Annotated in this window: 22 protein-coding genes and 1 tRNA gene; 21 read left to right on the forward strand and 2 right to left on the reverse strand. The window is 53.5% G+C overall.

What is annotated here, in order from left to right; translation table 11 throughout:
* Window positions 1–46 precede the first annotated feature (46 nt).
* The 14 genes from SNR34_RS08435 (at window position 47) to SNR34_RS08500 (ending at window position 9,881) form a co-directional block, all read left to right on the forward strand.
* Complete coding sequence (locus SNR34_RS08435) at window positions 47–1,048, forward strand: beta-ketoacyl-ACP synthase III (RefSeq protein WP_486181693.1); 1,002 nt, start codon at window positions 47–49, stop codon at window positions 1,046–1,048.
* On the forward strand, window positions 1,038–2,327 hold the full coding sequence (locus tag SNR34_RS08440) for an ATP-grasp domain-containing protein (protein WP_486181694.1): 1,290 nt from the start codon (window positions 1,038–1,040) through the stop codon (window positions 2,325–2,327). Before SNR34_RS08435 ends, SNR34_RS08440 begins: the two co-directional genes overlap by 11 nt.
* 2 nt (window positions 2,328–2,329) lie before the next feature.
* Window positions 2,330–3,331 (forward strand): NAD-dependent epimerase/dehydratase family protein, encoded by a 1,002-nt coding sequence (locus tag SNR34_RS08445; protein WP_486181695.1) that lies wholly within the window; start codon window positions 2,330–2,332, stop codon window positions 3,329–3,331.
* Window positions 3,325–4,188, forward strand: coding sequence for an MBL fold metallo-hydrolase (locus tag SNR34_RS08450; RefSeq protein ID WP_486181696.1), 864 nt, complete (start codon window positions 3,325–3,327; stop codon window positions 4,186–4,188). Before SNR34_RS08445 ends, SNR34_RS08450 begins: the two co-directional genes overlap by 7 nt.
* Window positions 4,185–5,498 (forward strand): F390 synthetase-related protein, encoded by a 1,314-nt coding sequence (locus SNR34_RS08455; RefSeq protein ID WP_339277043.1) that lies wholly within the window; start codon window positions 4,185–4,187, stop codon window positions 5,496–5,498. The genes SNR34_RS08450 and SNR34_RS08455 overlap by 4 nt, the downstream gene beginning before the upstream one ends.
* 49 nt (window positions 5,499–5,547) lie before the next feature.
* Entirely contained in the window at window positions 5,548–6,423 is an 876-nt protein-coding gene (locus tag SNR34_RS08460) for an SDR family oxidoreductase (RefSeq protein WP_438286756.1), read from the forward strand.
* Between the two features lie 4 nt (window positions 6,424–6,427).
* Window positions 6,428–6,574 (forward strand): hypothetical protein, encoded by a 147-nt coding sequence (locus tag SNR34_RS08465; RefSeq protein ID WP_486181697.1) that lies wholly within the window; start codon window positions 6,428–6,430, stop codon window positions 6,572–6,574.
* Entirely contained in the window at window positions 6,567–7,109 is a 543-nt protein-coding gene (locus SNR34_RS08470) for a GNAT family N-acetyltransferase (protein WP_486181698.1), read from the forward strand. Before SNR34_RS08465 ends, SNR34_RS08470 begins: the two co-directional genes overlap by 8 nt.
* A gap of 24 nt (window positions 7,110–7,133) precedes the next feature.
* On the forward strand, window positions 7,134–7,505 hold the full coding sequence (locus SNR34_RS08475; protein ID WP_486181699.1) for a hypothetical protein: 372 nt from the start codon (window positions 7,134–7,136) through the stop codon (window positions 7,503–7,505).
* A gap of 39 nt (window positions 7,506–7,544) precedes the next feature.
* Window positions 7,545–8,039 (forward strand): GNAT family N-acetyltransferase, encoded by a 495-nt coding sequence (locus SNR34_RS08480; protein ID WP_486181700.1) that lies wholly within the window; start codon window positions 7,545–7,547, stop codon window positions 8,037–8,039.
* Window positions 8,036–8,206 carry a hypothetical protein gene (locus SNR34_RS08485; RefSeq protein ID WP_486181701.1) on the forward strand — a complete coding sequence of 57 codons (171 nt, stop codon included), beginning with the start codon at window positions 8,036–8,038 and terminating at the stop codon, window positions 8,204–8,206. The genes SNR34_RS08480 and SNR34_RS08485 overlap by 4 nt, the downstream gene beginning before the upstream one ends.
* The gene (locus SNR34_RS08490) at window positions 8,196–8,438 is read left to right on the forward strand and encodes a hypothetical protein (RefSeq protein ID WP_486181702.1); all 243 of its coding nucleotides are present in this window, start codon (window positions 8,196–8,198) and stop codon (window positions 8,436–8,438) included. Before SNR34_RS08485 ends, SNR34_RS08490 begins: the two co-directional genes overlap by 11 nt.
* 80 nt (window positions 8,439–8,518) lie before the next feature.
* Entirely contained in the window at window positions 8,519–9,295 is a 777-nt protein-coding gene (murI, locus tag SNR34_RS08495; RefSeq protein ID WP_339277051.1) for a glutamate racemase, read from the forward strand.
* Window positions 9,296–9,332: 37 nt separating this feature from the next.
* A complete protein-coding gene (locus SNR34_RS08500; protein WP_236416025.1) occupies window positions 9,333–9,881 on the forward strand; it encodes a histidine phosphatase family protein in 549 nt (182 codons plus the stop codon).
* A gap of 80 nt (window positions 9,882–9,961) precedes the next feature.
* Here the strand turns inward: SNR34_RS08500 and SNR34_RS08505 are convergent, their stop codons facing one another.
* Together SNR34_RS08505 and coaA are read right to left on the reverse strand one after the other, a co-directional pair.
* Entirely contained in the window at window positions 9,962–10,324 is a 363-nt protein-coding gene (locus SNR34_RS08505) for a DUF423 domain-containing protein (RefSeq protein WP_236416023.1), read from the reverse strand.
* A gap of 60 nt (window positions 10,325–10,384) precedes the next feature.
* The gene (coaA, locus tag SNR34_RS08510) at window positions 10,385–11,314 is read right to left on the reverse strand and encodes a type I pantothenate kinase (protein WP_236416020.1); all 930 of its coding nucleotides are present in this window, start codon (window positions 11,312–11,314) and stop codon (window positions 10,385–10,387) included.
* A gap of 197 nt (window positions 11,315–11,511) precedes the next feature.
* Between coaA and SNR34_RS08515 the strand changes: the two genes are divergently transcribed.
* The 7 genes from SNR34_RS08515 (at window position 11,512) to SNR34_RS08545 (ending at window position 18,656) form a co-directional block, all read left to right on the forward strand.
* On the forward strand, window positions 11,512–12,297 hold the full coding sequence (locus SNR34_RS08515) for a DUF3891 family protein (RefSeq protein WP_236416018.1): 786 nt from the start codon (window positions 11,512–11,514) through the stop codon (window positions 12,295–12,297).
* 111 nt (window positions 12,298–12,408) lie between these two features.
* Window positions 12,409–12,897, forward strand: coding sequence for an NUDIX domain-containing protein (locus tag SNR34_RS08520; RefSeq protein ID WP_486181703.1), 489 nt, complete (start codon window positions 12,409–12,411; stop codon window positions 12,895–12,897).
* A gap of 364 nt (window positions 12,898–13,261) precedes the next feature.
* Window positions 13,262–13,747: a GNAT family N-acetyltransferase gene (locus tag SNR34_RS08525; RefSeq protein WP_236416012.1), complete on the forward strand. Its 486-nt coding sequence runs from the start codon at window positions 13,262–13,264 to the stop codon at window positions 13,745–13,747.
* Between the two features lie 86 nt (window positions 13,748–13,833).
* Window positions 13,834–14,100, forward strand: coding sequence for a cupin domain-containing protein (locus SNR34_RS08530; protein WP_290371450.1), 267 nt, complete (start codon window positions 13,834–13,836; stop codon window positions 14,098–14,100).
* A 66-nt stretch (window positions 14,101–14,166) separates the two neighbouring features.
* Window positions 14,167–14,619 (forward strand): NUDIX domain-containing protein, encoded by a 453-nt coding sequence (locus tag SNR34_RS08535; RefSeq protein ID WP_236416010.1) that lies wholly within the window; start codon window positions 14,167–14,169, stop codon window positions 14,617–14,619.
* A gap of 188 nt (window positions 14,620–14,807) precedes the next feature.
* A tRNA-Pro gene (locus SNR34_RS08540) sits at window positions 14,808–14,881 on the forward strand.
* A 901-nt stretch (window positions 14,882–15,782) separates the two neighbouring features.
* Complete coding sequence (locus SNR34_RS08545) at window positions 15,783–18,656, forward strand: 2-oxoglutarate dehydrogenase E1 component (RefSeq protein WP_486181704.1); 2,874 nt, start codon at window positions 15,783–15,785, stop codon at window positions 18,654–18,656.
* Window positions 18,657–18,661 lie beyond the last annotated feature (5 nt).

Consider the following 18,661-nt stretch of genomic DNA (forward strand, 5'->3'; position numbering starts at 1 on the left):
ATCGTCTGCCTTTTTTCCGTTACATAAATAGAAAGAGGTTGGGCCATTGCAGCTTAGAAGAGTGAAGATCGTTGGAACCGGAAAGTATCTTCCGGTACGGAAAGTAACGGATGAGGAACTGGATGCTCGCCTGCAGGTGCCTGCAGGCTGGGTTAGCAAAGCGACGGGTGTGGGCGTGCGTCACTATGCCGAAGGAAAGGAAACGTCGTCGTACATGGGAGCAAGGGCGGCGGAGGCGGCACTGGCGGATGCCGGGTTGCAATTCACCGATGTGGACTGCCTCGTGTGTACGAGCGGCACGAAGGAGCAGCCTCTGCCAAGCACGGCTGCGTTCATCCAGCAGGCCATGGGAGAGCAGGATTCGGGCATCCCGGCCTTTGACATGGACGCGACTTGCCTGAGCTTCCTGAACGGTCTGGACGTGATCTCTTATATGGTAGATGCGGGCCGTTACCACCGGGTGCTGCTGGTTGCCTCGGAGATTGCTTCGCCGGGACTAAACTGGGCAGACAAAGAAAGCGCCGCGCTTTTCGGGGACGGGGCAGCGGCTGTTATTATTGAGCGGGCTGCCGACAACGAGAGTTCCCGGATCGTGCATGCCTCGATGAAAACGTACAGCCGGGGAGCGCGCTACTCGGAGATTGCCGGTGGAGGAACAAGGCTTCATGCGGCCCATTACGATGCTTCCGCACCGGAGCCGTATTTGTTTCATATGGATGGGCAGGCGATTTTTCGTATGGCGTCAAGGCTGCTCCCGGGATTTATGGATGACTTGCTTGCGGCTTCCGCAACGCGGATGGAGGATTTCAAACTGGTCATTCCCCATCAGGGAAGCGCGATGGCGATGAGGCTGCTTCGCAAAAAACTGGGCATTCCCGCGGAACGGTTCATGGACATCACGCGCAATCATGGCAATACGATTGCCGCGTCCATTCCGATGGGGCTGCATGAAGCCATTCGCCAGCAGCGCATTCAACGGGGCGACAGGGTGCTGATGGTGGGCACGGCTGCGGGATTGTCGCTGGGGGGACTCATTTTTGACTATTGACATTGCCGTGCAAGGCCATATGCGCTCTACTCCCCTTCGCGTGTTATTGACGGGCGGGCGTGCGCCGGTGACGCTTGATTTGGCGCGCATGCTTAAGCGGACAGGCCATAAGGTATATGTTGCCGAGAGTATGAAACACCATCTATGCAGTGCGTCTTCCGCGGTAGACCGGTGTTTGGCGGTACCGCCGCCACGCCAAGAGCGGGCCGCGTATTTGGAGGCCTTGGAGAGCTTGGTAAAGTTTCATCAGATCGATGTGCTGATCCCGATGTGCGAGGAGATTTTCCACGTGGCCCGGGGGGCGGAGCGGCTGCGCGAGCACTGCCGTGTTTTGGCTCCGGCCATGGAACAGCTGCATAGGCTGCATCATAAACATGAGTTTATTTTGCTTGCCCGCTCGCTGGGTCTTCCGGTTCCCGAAACTCGCCTGATCGAGAGTCGTCGGCAGTGGATCAAGGAAGACGCTGACTTGCAGGCAAAGGGGCACTGGGTATGGAAACCGGTGTATTCCCGCTTTGCTTCCAAAGTGCGGCTGCCGAAAATGCGCAGCGGCGGGAATCGGCGTGGGGCATGGAGCATGCTGCTGCACGATCTTTCCCAAATCCGGCAATCATACCGGAATGAACCGCCGGAAGGCGATCGTTTGTCCCCGGCTTCTCCTTGGGTCGCACAGTCTTATATTGAAGGCCGGGGAGTGTGCACCTACAGCATTGCGCATGAAGGCTTGGTGGTGGCGCATGCCGCTTACGAGAATCGTTTCCGGACAGGCCGGGCAGGAGCCAGCGTGCATTTTGAGCATCTGGAACATGAGCAGGCACTGCGTTGGGTCAGGCGTTTTGTCGAGGGGACGAACTATAGCGGCCAGATCAGCTTCGATTTCATGGAAACGCCGGATGGCCAAGTGTTTGCCATAGAGTGTAATCCCCGTGCCACGAGCGGCATTCATCTGTTTGGTTCGGGGGAAGAGCTGGTCAGCGCCTTGTTAGCTCCTGAACGTCTGGCGAGCGAAGGGCGCATGGTTGTTCCGGAGCCTGATGCCAAGGCCATGCTGCTGCTGCCGATGCTGGGCGTCGGACTAAAATATGCGTGGACGCCGTCCCGATTGCGGAAATGGGCGCATGCCTGGAAGGGCGCTCGCGATGTCGTATACGCTCGCGGGGATGGAAGACCCTGGCTGCAGCAGCCGCGCATCGTGCTGGACGCATGGCGGCTTGCACGGAACCATCGGGTTTCCCTGACGGAAGCCCTGACTCATGACATAGAATGGAATGGTGAATAGCAATGAACAGAGCATTGGTAACGGGGGCCACCGGCTGCCTCGGCCGCAACCTGGCCGTCAGGCTGGCTTCGGAAGGTTGGGAGGTTACCGCCATGGGGCGCGATTCCGGCTTGGGCCAGTCGCTTCAATCGGAAGCGGAGGGCATTCGGTTTGTGCGCGGCGACCTTCGGGACAAACACGCTGTCGAACAGGCATGCCAAGGACAGGATGCGGTGTTCCACTGCGCGGCATTATCGTCGCCATGGGGAGCGTATCGCGAATTTTACGGCAGCAACGTGGAAGGCACGCAAAATGTAGCCGATGCGTGCCTGCGATCAGGCGTGCAGCGATTAATTCATGTATCCACGCCAAGCGTGTACTTCGGATACGTTTCCAGGCATATGATTCATGAGGATGATCCCTTGCCGCCGAGACCGGCGAATCATTATGCGGCGACGAAACGTTTGGCCGAACAGGCTGTGCTTCAGGCCCACGCCGAAGGAATGCCTTCCATTATCATTCGTCCGAGAGCCATCTTCGGCCCCTATGACCGGACGCTGTTCCCGCGGATCGTGGCGGCGAATGCCAAATCGGGCGTGCCGATGATCGATGGCGGACAGGCAGAGATCGATCTGACGTGCGTCGATAACGTCGTGGACGCGCTGCTGCTTTGCTGGAAGGCCGACGAACAAGCGCTTGGCAGGGCGTACAACATATCCAATGGCGATCCAAGGCCGTTCAAGGACGTCGTTGCCGACTTGTTCGCGCTGCTCGAACTGCCTTTGCGCACGCGCCGCATATCGCTTCGGGCGGCGTACGGAGCCGCGGCGGTGCTCGAAGGAGTGCATCGCCTGCTGCCTTTTCTCGGGGAGCCGATGCTTACCCGCTATACGGTCGGCTCGTTAGCCGTCACGCAGACCTTGGATATTAACGACGCGAAGCAGAAGCTCGGGTATGCGCCACGATTGTCCGTGGACGAAGGCTTGCGGAAATTCGCGGATTGGTGGAGGGCTGCGACATGCTGACATCGACCGCCGTTGAACTGCACCTTGGCGCTGCGGGGTACTGCACGCATCCCGAATTCCTGACACTGCGCGGCGGAAGCCTGCGCCCTGTTTCCTTTCCGGCCGGTTTCGCCTGCATCGTGCATCCGGTGCATGGACCCATGCTGCTGGATACGGGTTATAGCTCGCGTTTCTTCCGGGAAACGAATCGGCTGCCCAATGCGCTGTACCGTCATATTACGCCCGTCGTCTACAATGAAGGGGACAGTGCCGTTCAGTTTTTGGCGCGGATCGGCCTGCAGCCGGAAGACATTCGCTATATCATTCTCTCGCATTTCCACGGGGATCACATTGCGGGCGTGCGGGATTTTCCGCAGGCGAAAATGATCTATTTGCCGCAGGCCTACGACGCCGTTCGTTCATTGGGCTCGATCGCCGCCGTGCGGGCAGGCTTCCTGTCCGGATTGCTGCCGGAAGATTTTGAGGCCAGATCTCTTCCCGTGACAGGAAAGGCGAAGCGAGTGGAAAGCCTTCCGGCAGATTTTCCATTTCCGGAGGTGTACGATCTGTTTGGGGATGGCAGCATATTGGGCGTTGATGTTTCCGGACATGCCGCAGGCATGATGGGACTGCTGCTCAGCACGGGCAGGCACGATTATTTCCTGTGCGCCGACGCTGTCTGGTCCAGCAGGGCCTTTCGCGAACAACGCAGGCCGCATGCGTTTGCCGGCCTCATCATGTCGGACCGGGGGGAGTATCGGCGCAATTTTGACCGGTTGATCGCGATGCATCAGCGATTCCCTCACATTCGAATCGTGCCCAGCCATTGCCGCGAAGCGCTGCAAGCCTGGGGAACGGCCGAGGGGGCGAACCGATGAGCACGTTTCGCATATTGCGCCACTACGCATTGACTCGGGGGCTCCGAACTTGGAGGACGCGCCAGGCGCTTGAGCGCTGGCAGGAGCGGCAGATCGTTCGCCACGTCGATCGCATCCGCGAAAGCTCTCCTTTTTACCGGGAATGGTGGGCAGGGATTGCGTCGTCTGACTGGAGAAATTTCCCGCTGATCGACAAAACGCTGATGATGCAGCATTTCGATCGGCTCAACACGGTCGGCATATCGAAAGACGAAGCGATGGCCCTCGCCGGAGAGGGGGAGGAAACGCGCAATTTCAAACCATCGCTGCAGGGCATGACGGTAGGTCTGTCTTCGGGAACGTCCGGCAACCGCGGATTGTTTCTGGTGAGCGAGCGCGAGCAGGATGCCTGGACGGGTACGGTGCTGGCCAAGCTGCTGCCTGGCGGGCTGTGGCGGAAGGCGCGGATCGCGTTTTTTCTGCGGGCGAGCAGCAATTTATACGAATCGGTCCAGCGCGGTCGGCTTCAGTTTCAATATTTCGACCTGTTGGAGCCCGTTCATGAACTGATTGGGCGGTTGGAAGCGTATCGGGCCACGGTGTGGGTTGCGCCTCCATCCATGCTGCGCATGTTGGGCGAGGCCTATGCGAAAGGTACCTTGACCGTCAGACCTGACAAAATCATCTCGGTAGCCGAGGTGCTTGACCCGCTGGACCGCAGCGTGCTGGAGCAGACGTTCGGCCAGACGATCCATCAGGCGTATCAGTGCACCGAAGGTTTCCTGGGGGCGTCCTGCCGCATGGGCATGCTGCATCTCAATGAGGACGTCGTGCATATCGAAAAGGAATACATCGATCCGTCCACGCGGCGCTTCGTGCCGATCGTTACGGATTTTTCCCGCACTTCGCAGCCCATTGTGCGTTACAGGCTGAACGACATTCTGACCGAGGCGGAAGGGCGCTGCGCCTGCGGTTCGCCGTTTACCGCCATCGAGCGGATCGAAGGACGCTGCGATGATATGCTTTCTTTTTTGCATCGCGTGACCGGAGAGCCTGTGCCCGTATTTCCTGATTTTGTTGCTCGGGCGGTCATCGCCGCTTCTCCCGCCATTTTGCATTACCGGGTGGTGCAGCGCGTCGGTGGGGAACTGGAAGTCTCCATACGGCACGTCGGGGCAGAAACTACGGAACAGATCGAGACCAAGGTATCGGCAGAGCTTTGTGCATTGGCTGAACGTTTGGAATGCGACTTGCCCGACATCAGGCATGTTCCGTATACATTCGAACCTGGCGTCACCAAGCTGCGCAGGGTGGAGAGAGAGCGGGCATGACGATCCGCCAAGTGGAAGGAAATTCGTTGAAACGGGAAGGATGATCGGGGTGACGGAACGAAAGAGGGGGCAAGATGAACCTGTTGCGTTGATTACGGGCACGTCGAGCGGTTTCGGCATGCTTACTGCAGTGACGCTGGCCAAACAGGGATACCGGGTCGCAGCAACGATGCGTGATCTCGGGCGCAAGGAGGAACTGGCAAAACGCGCCGAAGAAGCGGGCGTCCTGGATCGGCTGCATTTTATGCGATTGGACGTCACGGATACCGAATCCATCCGGGAGGCGGTTGCTGAAGCGTTGCGGATTCGCGGGCGGATTGACGTGCTGGTGAACAATGCGGGTTTTGCCGTGGGCGGTTTCATTGAGGAGCTGACGATGGAGGATTGGAGAGGCCAGATGGAGACGAATTTGTTCGGTCTGATCGGGGTGACTCGCGAGGTGCTCCCGGGCATGCGGGTCCGCAAAGATGGACTGATCATCAACCTTTCCAGCGTCAGCGGATTGTCCGGTTTTCCGGGGTATGGGCCATATGCGGCTTCCAAATTTGCCGTGGAAGGTTTCACGGAGAGCCTGCGTCATGAGATGCGGCCCTGGGGCGTCAAAGTGGTGCTCGTAGAACCTGGTGCTTATCGTACGCCCATCTGGGGCAAAGGGCTGGGTAATATCAGAAACCGCGAGGATTCGCCATACAAGGAGCAGTTGGACGCGGTGCTGAATTATTCCCGCCGGGCTTCGCAGACCGCCCCAAACCCGCAGGATGTCGCGGATCAGATCGCCCGTATCGTGCGTATGCGTTCTCCGCGCCTCCGTTATGCGTTGGGCAAAGATTCGGGCATGCTTATTTTCGCAAAATCATTCTTGCCTTGGAAATGGCTGGAATGGATCATCGCCCGTGGATTGGAACAGTCGGCGAAACGAAAGTAATGGGATGGCCGTTCAGGTTACAGTTACGTTTCAATACATGTCGGAGGTGCGCGTTCACGAAAATGCTTTTGTGTTTTTTACGGGTTGGGCAGACGTGAAGAGACAGATCGATTATCCTTACGAGGTGAATGGAGTGGCGGAGCATGAATGAACGAGTGGACTCATCGAAAATCATTTTTCGCGGCATTCTGCCGGATGAGGCAGAAGCATATTGGCCGTTGCGGCTGGAAGCGCTGAAAAACCATCCCGAGTCGTTCGGCGCTTCCTATGAAATGTCTGTACCGATTCCGTTGGAAGAGGTTCGGGAACGCATTCATACCGATCCCGACGATTATATTTTGGGAGCCTACACGGAAGAAGGCCTGCTTGCAGGCATGATGGGCTTCAAAAGGGAGCAGGGAATCAAGTTGAAACACAAAGCATTCATTTGGGGAGTTTATGTGTCGCCGCCGTTTCGCGGCCAAGGCATAGCTTCGGGTTTGCTGAAAGAGGTATTGGAGCGCGGCAGAAGGCTGGACGGGCTGCAGCAGATCAACCTGAGCGTGGTTGACTCGAATGAATCCGCCAAACGATTGTATGAACAGCACGGGTTCGAGGTATACGGCATTGAAAAAAACGCGCTTTTCGTTCAGGGCCATGGATATGATGAAGCCCATATGACGTACTTCTACGTTAAAAGTTCTTAACGAGAAACAGGAGGGGGCAGTTGCATGTGCAGATATGCGATGAAAGGACCTTACAAGGAAGTATTTGCCTGTTTCGCGTGCCGCAAATCGTTCAAACAAACTTCCAAATATGATCTGGAACCCGGGGTTTATGAGACGTTGGAACCTGTTTGTCCCCAGTGCGGCATGCCGATGCACAGCATGGGTCAGGATTTCAGGGCGCCCAAACAAAAGGACGTGAAGCAATGGGCAAAGGTGATCACTTTGTATGAGCACGGCTTCACGTATCATAACTGTGGTTGTGGGGCGGGATACCGTCCTGCAGAACCCCGGGAGCTGCCGGCTTTTTTGGAAGAGCATGCATCCAGAAAACGAAGTGACGGCGAAAGACTCTTGCAGCGTTTGTTGAACGGATGACGTTCAGGGAAAGACCCGCGAATGGAGGACGGACATACGATGATCCGCATGTATGAACAAAAGGACCTGCAACATGTCATTGCAGCACATATTCGTATTTATCGCGAGGAGTATAATTATGATGAAGGGTTCGCCGCCTTTGTGAAGAATGCAGTTCAGCAGTTCGGGCACGCTGGAGATCATGAGCATGAAATGATGTGGGTCGTGGAATTGGATGGCCGGCATGCAGGATCAATCGGGCTGGTCAGAGCGGACGAGCATACGGCGCAGCTTCGCTGGTTCCTGCTCGAACCGGGGGCACGGGGACAAGGCTGGGGGCGCAAACTGCTGGAGCAGGCCATTCGTTTCGCAGAGGAGCGGAGTTATGGCCGAATCGTGTTATGGACCAACGAAGCGTTAACCGACGCTCGCCGGTTGTACAGTTCCTTCGGTTTTGAGATCGTAGAGCGACAGACGCAGCATTTGTCCGGCCAAAACGTAAATGAAGAGAAATGGGCTTTACGTTTGAACCGGAAACGGGAGGGAGCAATGTGACTAACCATCGGATGTGGAAGAAGGCGATCTTTGCGGCAGCGGGCGGAGGTTTGCTCCTGGCCATGTTGTGGGATGTCTCCGTTCAGGGTAAACGAAGGGATTGCCGTATTGCGAATCGAGCAGAGCTTCCAGCAAATCACCAGCTCCTCGGCCAGTATGGTGCATAGCAACCCTCACGCGTATATTGCCTCCAGCGCGGATGCTTATAACCAGTTGTTGGATTTGGATACGACCGGATTGCGGGTTCTGCTGCAGCGGTTGGAAACGAGTCCGGACAATGGCCTGCGGGAGTGGATCATGGCGAAAGCCGGCTCTAGCCTGCTGGGAGAAGCTAACCCGGTAGAAACATGGGAGAGTGGCAAAGACTGGCTCAGACAGTATAAAATGAAGGCAGAGTAAACATTCCTCACCTCCAGTCATCATGAACAGGAATCACGACATTCCTGAAAGTCGAAACCATACGTAATGAGGTGAAACCTTTGAATAGTAAAATTGCATTTTTTGATTCCGGCATCGGCGGCCTGACGGTGCTGCACGAGGCTCTGAAACGACTTCCGCAGGAACAGTTTCTGTATTATGCGGATACGCTTCATGTTCCTTATGGTACGAAGCCGGCCGACGCGGTGCGCGGACATATTTTTGATTGTGTGGAAGCCATTATGCAGGAGCAGGTCAAGGCGCTTGTCATTGCCTGCAATACGGCGACAAGCCTTGCGGTCAGAGATCTGCGGAGCAGACTGGACATACCGGTAATCGGCATGGAGCCGGCGGTCAAACCCGCTGTGGAAATGAATCGAAAGAACGGCAAACGTGTACTGGTGTTTGCTACTCCGCTAACCTTGAGCCAAAGCAAATACAATGCGCTGGTGTCCCGGGTGGACGATCACTACAGCGTGGACTCGGTTCCGCTGCCCGAACTTGTCGAGTGGTGCGAACAGCTCGATTTTGATCCCGACAAAATCGCCGGCTATTTCCGTCAAAAGCTGGAGGGTCTTGACATGAAGCAATACGGAACGGTGGTGCTTGGTTGTACTCACTATCCGTACTACACGAACATTCTCGAATCCGTTTTGCCGGACCATGTGCAAGTCATTGACGGAAGCCAGGGCACCGTCAAACGGCTGAAGCAGCTGTTGGGCGTTTCCGACCAGTCAGGCAAATGGGATGAAAGTCAAATTTCTTTCCTGAGCTCGTCGGGTCGGGAAGAGGATCGTGAAAAAATGAAACGTGCGCTCGCCTATTTGGAAAGCTGCTAAAGGCGCATCAGAGCTACAGAATGCAGGAGGGGTGGCCGTGCAGTCCATTTATCTCATTCGACATGCCCAGGCTTCGGGCCAGGAGCCGGATGCCGAGCTTACGGATCTTGGTTTGGTCCAGGCTGAACGTTTGGCGGAGCTGCTGGCCGACTCCGCGATCGAATATATCGTTTCCAGTCCATGGAAACGGGCGATTCATACCGCTGTCCCGCTTGCTCGGACGGTGATGCGGCATATACATACCGACGAACGTCTTCAAGAGCGGGTGTTGAGTACTCGGCATCTGGACAACTGGATGGACGTCCTTGCGCATACATATTTGGATGAGGATTGGGCAGAAGAAGGCGGGGAGTCATCCCGAATCGCAACGAGCAGGGGAATGGAAGTGCTGAAGGAGTTGTGGGGCAGATCCGAACAACGCGCAGCAGTGATCACCCATGGAAACCTGTTGTCCTTGTTGATCCGGACGTACGATCCGAGCTTTGGCTTTGAGCAATGGAAGATGCTTTCGAATCCGGATGTATTCGTGCTGGAGAGACAAGGGAATGGGGACGTTCCCATGCTCCGCCGATGCTGGAACGGCTAAAAGCAGCAAAAGAGTGCTCAAGCGATAAGGATATCGACTGGAACACTCTTTTTGTTCTATAAACAGACTCTTAAACGGAATTAAAGGACGGCAATCAACAGGATGACCCATCCCGCGAGGAAAGCAACGCCGCCAAGCGGCGTAATCGCGCCGAGTTTGCGAACGCCGGTGATGCTTAGCGCATACAGGCTGCCCGAAAACAGGATAATGCCCGCAAACAACAACCAACCGGCGACGGAAACAAGATGGCTTTGTTCCAACCGATCGGCTAGTAATCCGATCAGGATCAGGCCAAGACCGTGAACCAAATGATACAATACACCCGTCTCGTAAATTTTGATCATATCGACGGACAATCTGCGTTTAAGAGCATGTGCCCCGAAAGCTCCCAGGGCAACGGCCAAAAACATCATGATGCTTCCTAGCGCGATCAATGTTTGCATGCGACTCGTCTCCTTTAGAATCATTTCTCGATTTCAGCAAGTGCAATAATATCCTGTTGCTTACAGCTTGCGCAGGCGGATGCGCTGAATGGAATGGTCGGCTTCCTTTTTCAGGATCAGGCGAGCCCGCCCTTTGGTTGGCAAAATGTTCTCATGCAGGTTTTTGGCGTTGATGTCCTGCCAGATTTGGCTGGCGGTGCGCACGGTCTCCTCTTCGTCGATGTTGGCAAATCGGTTGTGGAAAAAGGACCCTTTGTCCTGAAAAGCCGTAGCGCGCAGCAGCTTGAACCGCTCGATGTACCAGTGCCGAATGTGTTCTTCTTCTGCATCGATATAGATGGAGAAATCGAAAAAATCGCTGACCAGCAAAGGCGTCTCCTTTTTCACCTGAAGTACGTTAATGCCTTCCAGAATAAGGATGTCCGGTTGGGAGATGACCTTTTCTTCACCCGGAATGACGTCATAGGCCAAATGGGAGTAAACAGGAGCTTTGATCTCAGGCTTGCCTGATTTCACGTCTCCCATGAATTGAATCAGCGCTTTGATATCATAGCTTTCAGGAAAGCCTTTGCGATTCATGATGCCTTTCTCTTCGAGCACGGCATTAGGGTAAAGGAACCCGTCGGTGGTGACCAGGTCAACCCGCGGTTTGCTTTTGCCTCTGGCCAGCAAGGTCTGAAGCAGGCGCGCGGTTGTGCTTTTGCCCACGGCAACGCTGCCTCCGATTCCGATAATATAAGGTACGGGTACCGCTTCCTTTTTCATGAAAGAGGCCGTCAATCGATTGAGCTCGCGCGAAACTCTGGCGTATAGGTCAATAAAGTGGGTAAGAGGTAGATAGATGTCTTCCACTTCCTGAATGGATACTTCCTCGTTAAGACTTTTCAGCTGCTTGAGTTCAGCCTCCGTCAATGTAAGCGTGGCCTGCTGCTCTTTCAGTCCGGCCCATTCCTTGCGGTCAAACTCGATGTACGGTGAATATGGATTCATGAGATCCCGCTTTCTATATGTAATATAGTCTGTGACACAGTCTTTAGTGTACCAAATTTCAGGGAACTGACAACATCTTGACATGTACCATTTTGTTGCAGGGTGACGAAAGTCGCTGGTTAGCAGCTTGTCCATGAAGGCAGTTCCCTTGATTCAACACGCAAAAATATATATACCATGCGGAAGGGTGACGGCAAATGATCGTATACGAGAGAGAGCATGATTTTGTTTTGACCACGCAGCATGAACATGGACTGGCAGCAGGTGAGCTCGCGGCACATTGGAAAACGGAACTGCTGCCGGAGGGAACCCAGCGGGATGAACTCCTTCTGGCGACTAAGGAGCATGATCGAGGGTGGATTGAGCTTGATGCCGCTCCTTTCTGGAACGATTACAGCCAGTCGCCGTATTCATTTCGGGATTTTCCGCTGCGCCCGCGATTTGTCTTTTATCGAAAGGGAGTCGAAGAAGTCTGCCAAAAGAGCCCGTATGCCGGCCTGCTCTGCAGCAAGATGTACACGGATCTGTTCCAGAAAACGTTGGGGGCCAGTCCGCAAGACGATGAAAACATCCGGAATTATCTTGAAACGGAGCGAGAGTACCAGCTTGCGTTGGAAATGCGGTTGGGCGGGGGAGAAGAGATGCAGCGGAGGGTCGAACGGGATGTGGGGATTATGCTGTTCTGCGACCAGCTAAGCCTGTTTCTGTGCATGGAAGAGCCGGGAACGCCCGCGGCGCGTTACGAATTTTTCTCGAAGGGGCTGACATGTTCGTTCGATGCTTGCGCAGGGCAAGTGATTCAGGCGGAATGGTTGTCCGGTGAAAAGGTGGGATTGTCTTATTTTCCGTTTGCGGAGGATTTTATCGTTACTTTGCCTTACAAATCCGTGCCGAAGGCGAGTATTCGCAAATTTGGCCTGCTGCAGGCGTATGGGCGTGCGGAGTGGAAGGAACGCAGGGTGCGGATTACGTCAATGACGTGACGGCCTGAGCTAAGTCGGCGGACTGCGAGCTGTCAGGTGCGGTCCGCTTTTGTAATTTTTGAATATATCATCGATCGTTTGAGGATCAAGGCGTCAGGTAGGAGGACTAGCATGAGAGTGGAAATTTATACGATGTGCATGGTATGGGATAAAGCAGCCGGAAGGGTACTGTTAATGAACCGGCCGGACCGGAAAGGTTTTCCGGGGTACATTGCGCCAGGGGGAAAGGTGGACTTTCCGGAGAGCATTGTGGACGGTGCCGTGCGGGAGGTCAGGGAAGAGACAGGGCTTCAGGTGAAGGAGATCACGTATAAAGGGTTGGACGAATTTTGCGATCCTCTGCAGGAACTTCGCTATATGGTATTTAATTATGTAGCGACATCGTTCGAAGGGGAACTTCTGCCGGACCCGCCTGAAGGCGAGCTGTTGTGGGTAGCGAAAGAACAGGCGCTTGAACTGCCGATGCAAAATTGGTTCGCCGAACGGTTTCCGCGATTTTTCGAAGAAGGCACGTTCGAGCGGAGTGTCATTTGGGAAAAGTCGACGCAGCGTACGTTAAAGGAAACGTTTATGACATTTAACGACGCCGTCATGAAATAAAGGATGCTTGGTTTGCTATAGACCCATATTATCCTTTCTGTATATTCATATCCATATATTGTGATATAATGAAGATTGGCTTTGCTGAAAGAAGGAGGAAATCTATGGGGATTACATATCAATCCGATGTAGAGGGAATCAAGCATGATCAAGTTGCGGAAGGCTATTTTATGAACGAAAAGGAATGCGCAAGGCTTCGGGCATGATGATCCGACATTATGCCAATCAAGCAGGGAAAGGCGAGGCATGAAATTTGTTTTGCATTTCAAACAGATCGTTAAGTACATACGTTATTAAGAATGAATGCTGGATTTCGCAAGCAAGGCGAAAAGAATATTGAATGGGGAAAAGGTGGAGAGTCGAAATGAGGCTGTCGTTCCGGATCTTGAATTGGGAAGAAGAAAAACCGTACGATCTATTATTGATGGCGGACCCTTCCAAAGCGATAGTTGACGAGTATCTGAATCGAGGCGTTTGTTTTATCGCGGAATATGAAGGAGAGATGGTGGGGGAATTCGTGCTGCTCAAAACCCGTCCGGAGACGGTGGAGATCGTCAACATTGCCGTTCAGGAGGAATTGCAAGGACAGGGTGTCGGCCGGCACATGATCAAGGAAGCGATTAAGGCCGCACGCAAAATGGGCGGGAAAACCGTTGAGATTGGTACGGGGAATTCAAGTCTGCATCAATTGAAGCTCTATCAACGCTGCGGCTTCCGCATTGTGGGGGTCGATCGCGATTTCTTTATAAGGCATTATGATGAAGAGATTATTGAGGACGGCATTCGCTGCGTGGACATGATTCGTTTATCAATGGATCTGGAGCAGGTTGGAGAGGAGCATGAGGTATAGAAATTTATAGCTTGAATGTAGAGGACGGTCGTATCATTACGGCATTTGGAAGCGAGGGAGCTCAAATAACCCCGGTATTGAGAAGCATGGCGGATTGTCATGTAGCCTGCCTGAGACTTGCTGCCGGAGGTCATCTTGGTTTGCATCCTGCAGTATCAGAGCAGGTGTTTCTGGTGCTGGAAGGTGAGGGATGGGTAGAAGGCGCCGATGGACAACATGAAAAGATCCGTGCAGGCGAGGCTGCTTATTGGAGAAACGGAGAGAACCATCAATCCGGTTCCGATCAGGGCCTTACCGCGTTGTTGATTGAAGGAGAGAACTTGGCCATGCGCCTGGCTCTGCGGAAGCAATAAAAGGGGACGAGCGTAAAGTTAGTGTATGGCGCAAACCTGAACAGGAACGAGTAAAGGAGCCGATCCATGAATCGACATACACACTTGGGTGTTTATGGTTTGATCGAATGCGAAGGGAAATTTTTGCTGATTCGCAAAGCGCGAGGCGCTTATCAAGGGAAATGGGATTTGCCGGGCGGCAGGCCCGAATTCGGCGAATCTCCGGAATCTGCCTTGCATCGCGAGATTGAAGAGGAAACAGGGCTCACGGATGTTGAAGTCGCTATCTACGGTGCTCAATCCAACGTCGTTCACTGGATGTATCAGGGGCAACCCGAAGAACTGTATCATATAGGCATTCTGTATGATGTGAGATTGAAGTTTGCGACAGATGCGACGAAGATCAGAAAAGAACCGGACGGACACGATTCGCTCGGTGCCGGCTGGTTTACGCGGGATCAAGTTCACGAGGTAGCTTTAACCCCTTTTGCGGAGCACATGCTACGTAATCATGTTCAGGCGAGTTCTCGAAACGAATGAAACTGGAGAGAAGTATCGTTTACGTAGGCACGGTTTCTGAAGCCTTCTTTCTATTTTGCTTCTGTTAAATATTGCAAGAATGCTAATGTATGCGCTATAATAGGGTCATACGTGGCAGTCGGTTTGGGTGAGACGAACAGAACTGCCGCATAGGGAAACAGTGCATGGGGCTGGAAACTGGCCAATATCGGGGTATAGCGCAGCCTGGTAGCGCGCACCCTTGGGGTGGGTGAGGTCGTGGGTTCAAATCCCGCTACTCCGATTGTCATTTTCTTTGGCCTATTGTAAGGGAGTTCACTTTGGAAAATCGATGAGCAATTGATCTATAACGCGCGATACATTAAATGGAGAGCATACAATACTTCTCATGTTGGATCATTCCGATGTGAGAAGTATTTTTGTTGTCCCTACACATGCGGGTGAGGCCCGAGGCTGACCTATAAAACTTTATATAACAATTAGTTATATGTTATTATACTATTTAGGCATAAATTACGAGGCAAACTTTGGTTTTAAGCATACGATGGAACATCAAAAAGCTTCTTGACAGCAAACTTGAAGAATCAGGATTTCACCAAAACGTGGATAAACGGCCCGTGCCCGGCTTATTTTACATAATTGCGGCACGGACGGGTGAAGGGTTCCATGACAGGTCGAAATCCTTCACGATGCTAAAATCCGATGATGGGCAATGAATTGCATGTAAACCTATTTTTTTGCGAGCTGCTGTTTGTTCAAGGACATAATGGTCCAAAATTATATCAGGAGTCCTTTTTTTAAAGTGTTTTATGCCGTAATGCTCCGATTCATCTAATTTATGCATCAATCGGACTAAAAATAGGAAATGCTCCTGAGCGAGAAAGTTTATAGAATGGTATTAGAAACATGAACTTCATCACAGCATGATCGAAGAAAGTGTGGCCCTCGAACGGATCAGGACAATACTCGATATCTGTGCGATGGCATACCGAAAAAACTTGTTTTGAGCATTTTTGAAAACGCAGACAAACGTTGACGGAAGCGTCGGAACAACGTAATTGCCACAGTCAGCACGATGATTGGACTTCATGAAAAATTTCGCTTAAAATGTTGATCGAACGCGAATTTAGGCGGTCAATGATTTCCGTCAAAACAACGACTAAATCAAGACGGAGGGAACGTCGATGACGATCGAGGAAGGCAACAAGAAACCCTGGGAGAGTTACTATGGACCTAACCTGGGATACGTACAGGAGCAATACGAATTATTTTCTCAAGATCCAGGATCGGTAACCCCGGCCTATCAGGAATTGTTTGAACAATGGGGTGCTCCGCCGATGCCCGGCAGAGATGCACATATAGCCACGCAATCTGGTTCTGCCCAAAACGCGACCGGAAGCGTGGATATCCAATTATTACAGAAAGCGGTTACAGCGGGTAAGCTGGTATGGAATATCCGGACTTACGGTCACCTTGCTGCGGACATCGATCCGCTTGGCATCAGTGAGTCGGCGGATACATCGCTGTTGGAACCAGAGCATTTCGAATTGAACGAAGAGGACCTCAAGGCGTTGCCGGCTTCCCTGATCTGGGAAGGCGCTGACGGCCAGACGTTAAACGGATGGGATGCCATTCAACGTTTGCGCCAGATTTACACGGGGCCGATTGCTTATGAATTCAGCCATGTCCATGACGTCCGTGAACGCGAATGGTTGAACCGGCGGGCGGAATCCCGGACGTCTCCGGCTCCGCTTACCCATGAGGAACGCAAGGCATTGCTGAAACGTCTCGTGGAAGCCGAGCAGTTCGAGGATTTCCTTCATAAAACATTTGTGGGTCAGAAGCGTTTCTCCATCGAAGGTAACGACGTGCTCGTACCGATGCTGGATGAAGCTGTGCGAATCATGGCGCATTCGGGCTCAAGCCACATCCTGATGGGGATGGCTCACCGCGGTCGTCTGAACGTCCTTGCCCATGTGCTGGGGAAACCTTATAGCAAAATTTTCGCTGAATTTCATCATTCCCCGAACAAGGATCTCGTTCCGTCGGAAGGTTCGACCGGCATCAATTACGGCTGGACGGGGGATGTCAAATATCACTTAGGGGCCAATCGCTACGTCAAAGAAGGCGAAACGGTGCAGGCTCGCTTGACGCTTGCCAACAATCCGAGCCACTTGGAATACGTCAATCCGGTAGTGCAAGGGTTTGCCCGTGCCGCACAGGACGATCGCAGAGACCCAGGCTATCCGAAACAGGACGTAAGCAAAGCGGCAACCATTCTGATGCACGGCGACGCAGCATTCCCGGGTGAGGGAATCGTGGCGGAAACGCTCAATTTCAAAGCATTGCCAGGGTATCAAAATGGCGGGACCATTCACATTATCGTTAACAACCGCCTCGGGTTTACGACCGATAGTTCCGATTCGCGGTCCACATATTACGCCAGTGACCTTGCGAAAGGGTATGAAATCCCGATCGTGCACGTCAATGCCGACAACCCGGAAGCGTGTATCGCGGCCATTCGCATGGCGGCTGAGTATCGCAATCGTTTCAAAAAGGATTTCCTGATCGACCTGATCGGGTACCGCCGTTACGGCCATAACGAAACGGACGATCCGGAAACGACGCAGCCGACCGTATACGAAAAAGTGAAAAACCATCCAACCGTCAGCCATCTGTATCAGGATCAGCTGAAAAAGGATGCCATTGTCGACGATGCCCTGATCGGGAGCATTCGCGAGGATGTAGGCAATCGTTTGAAAGAAGCTTATGAGCAGATGAAAAACAATGAAGTACGTGAGAAAGGGCAGCTGCAAGCTGCGCAGCCGGAAGCCGTATCTCTCATGCCAACGGCTGTTCCGCTGGACCGATTGCGCGGCATCAACGCCGATTTGCTCAAATGGCCGGAAAACTTCAACGTGTATCCGAAGCTGCAGCGTATTTTGCAGCGTCGCAAAACGGCGCTGAACGAAGGGGAAAAGGTCGATTGGAGCCTTGCGGAAACGCTGGCCTTCGCGACCATTATCGCCGACGGCAAACCGATTCGGATCAGCGGGCAGGACGCGGAGCGCGCCACGTTCGCTCACCGGAATCTTGTGCTTCACGATGCGGTCAACGGGTCGAAATATTGCCCGCTTCACCATCTGCCGCAGGCGAAAGCTTCGTTTGCCATCTACAACAGCCCGCTTTCCGAAGAATCGGTGTTAGGCTTCGAATACGGCTATAACGTGTACTCCCCCGAGACGCTAGTGATCTGGGAAGCGCAATTCGGCGATTTTGCCAACTGTGCGCAAGTTATTTTCGACCAGTTCGTATCTGCAGGCCGCGCCAAATGGTCGCAAAAATCAAGCCTGGTCATGCTGCTTCCGCACGGCAATGAAGGTCAAGGTCCGGAACATACCAGTGCCCGGTTGGAGCGTTTCCTGCAGCTCGCGGCCGAGGATAACATGATGATCGTAAACCTGAGCAGATCGTCGCAATATTTCCATTTGCTGCGCCGCCAGGCTTCGCTGACCGACACCGAAGACGCCAAACCGCTTGTCATGATGTCGCCGAAAAGCCTGATCCGCAATCCGCGTGTGGCTGCTCCGGCATCGGAATTCAGCGAAGGCCGCTTCGAACCGATTCTGGAACAAGCAGGCCTGGGGACGAAAGCGGATCGCGTTGAACGCATCGTACTGTGCAGCGGCAAAATCGCCATCGATCTGGAAGATGCGATCGAAAAAGACAAGAACGATTGGTCATGGCTCCACATTATCCGTGTTGAGCAGCTCTACCCGTTCCCTGCCGAAGAAATCAAGCGTGTGCTGGCCCGTTTCAGCAATGCGAAGGAACTGGTGTGGGTGCAGGAAGAAAATAAAAACATGGGCGCATGGACGTACATGGAACCTCGCCTCCGCGAGATTGCTCCGGAAGGGACAACAGTGCGCTATGAAGGCCGTCCTGAGCATGCAAGCCCATCCAGCGGGTATCAGCGCGTACACAGCCTGGAACAGCAGCAGATCATTACGGCAACCTTGAAGCAAATGACAAAGAACAATATTCCACTGGGGAGGTAACAGCT

Source organism: Paenibacillus sp. XP01 (assembly GCF_057364885.1).

Coding starts and splice junctions, on each gene's coding strand:
- SNR34_RS08535 (WP_236416010.1), top strand. CDS start 14,167: ATGAATCGACATACACACTTGGGTGTTTATGGTTTGATCGAATGCGAA.
- SNR34_RS08465 (WP_486181697.1), top strand. CDS start 6,428: ATGGCCGTTCAGGTTACAGTTACGTTTCAATACATGTCGGAGGTGCGC.
- SNR34_RS08520 (WP_486181703.1), top strand. CDS start 12,409: ATGAGAGTGGAAATTTATACGATGTGCATGGTATGGGATAAAGCAGCC.
- SNR34_RS08470 (WP_486181698.1), top strand. CDS start 6,567: ATGAATGAACGAGTGGACTCATCGAAAATCATTTTTCGCGGCATTCTG.
- SNR34_RS08480 (WP_486181700.1), top strand. CDS start 7,545: ATGATCCGCATGTATGAACAAAAGGACCTGCAACATGTCATTGCAGCA.
- coaA (WP_236416020.1), bottom strand. CDS start 11,314: ATGAATCCATATTCACCGTACATCGAGTTTGACCGCAAGGAATGGGCC.
- SNR34_RS08450 (WP_486181696.1), top strand. CDS start 3,325: ATGCTGACATCGACCGCCGTTGAACTGCACCTTGGCGCTGCGGGGTAC.
- SNR34_RS08515 (WP_236416018.1), top strand. CDS start 11,512: ATGATCGTATACGAGAGAGAGCATGATTTTGTTTTGACCACGCAGCAT.
- SNR34_RS08475 (WP_486181699.1), top strand. CDS start 7,134: ATGTGCAGATATGCGATGAAAGGACCTTACAAGGAAGTATTTGCCTGT.
- SNR34_RS08445 (WP_486181695.1), top strand. CDS start 2,330: ATGAACAGAGCATTGGTAACGGGGGCCACCGGCTGCCTCGGCCGCAAC.
- SNR34_RS08525 (WP_236416012.1), top strand. CDS start 13,262: ATGAGGCTGTCGTTCCGGATCTTGAATTGGGAAGAAGAAAAACCGTAC.
- SNR34_RS08545 (WP_486181704.1), top strand. CDS start 15,783: ATGACGATCGAGGAAGGCAACAAGAAACCCTGGGAGAGTTACTATGGA.
- SNR34_RS08455 (WP_339277043.1), top strand. CDS start 4,185: ATGAGCACGTTTCGCATATTGCGCCACTACGCATTGACTCGGGGGCTC.
- SNR34_RS08505 (WP_236416023.1), bottom strand. CDS start 10,324: ATGCAAACATTGATCGCGCTAGGAAGCATCATGATGTTTTTGGCCGTT.
- SNR34_RS08490 (WP_486181702.1), top strand. CDS start 8,196: ATGGTGCATAGCAACCCTCACGCGTATATTGCCTCCAGCGCGGATGCT.
- SNR34_RS08530 (WP_290371450.1), top strand. CDS start 13,834: ATGGCGGATTGTCATGTAGCCTGCCTGAGACTTGCTGCCGGAGGTCAT.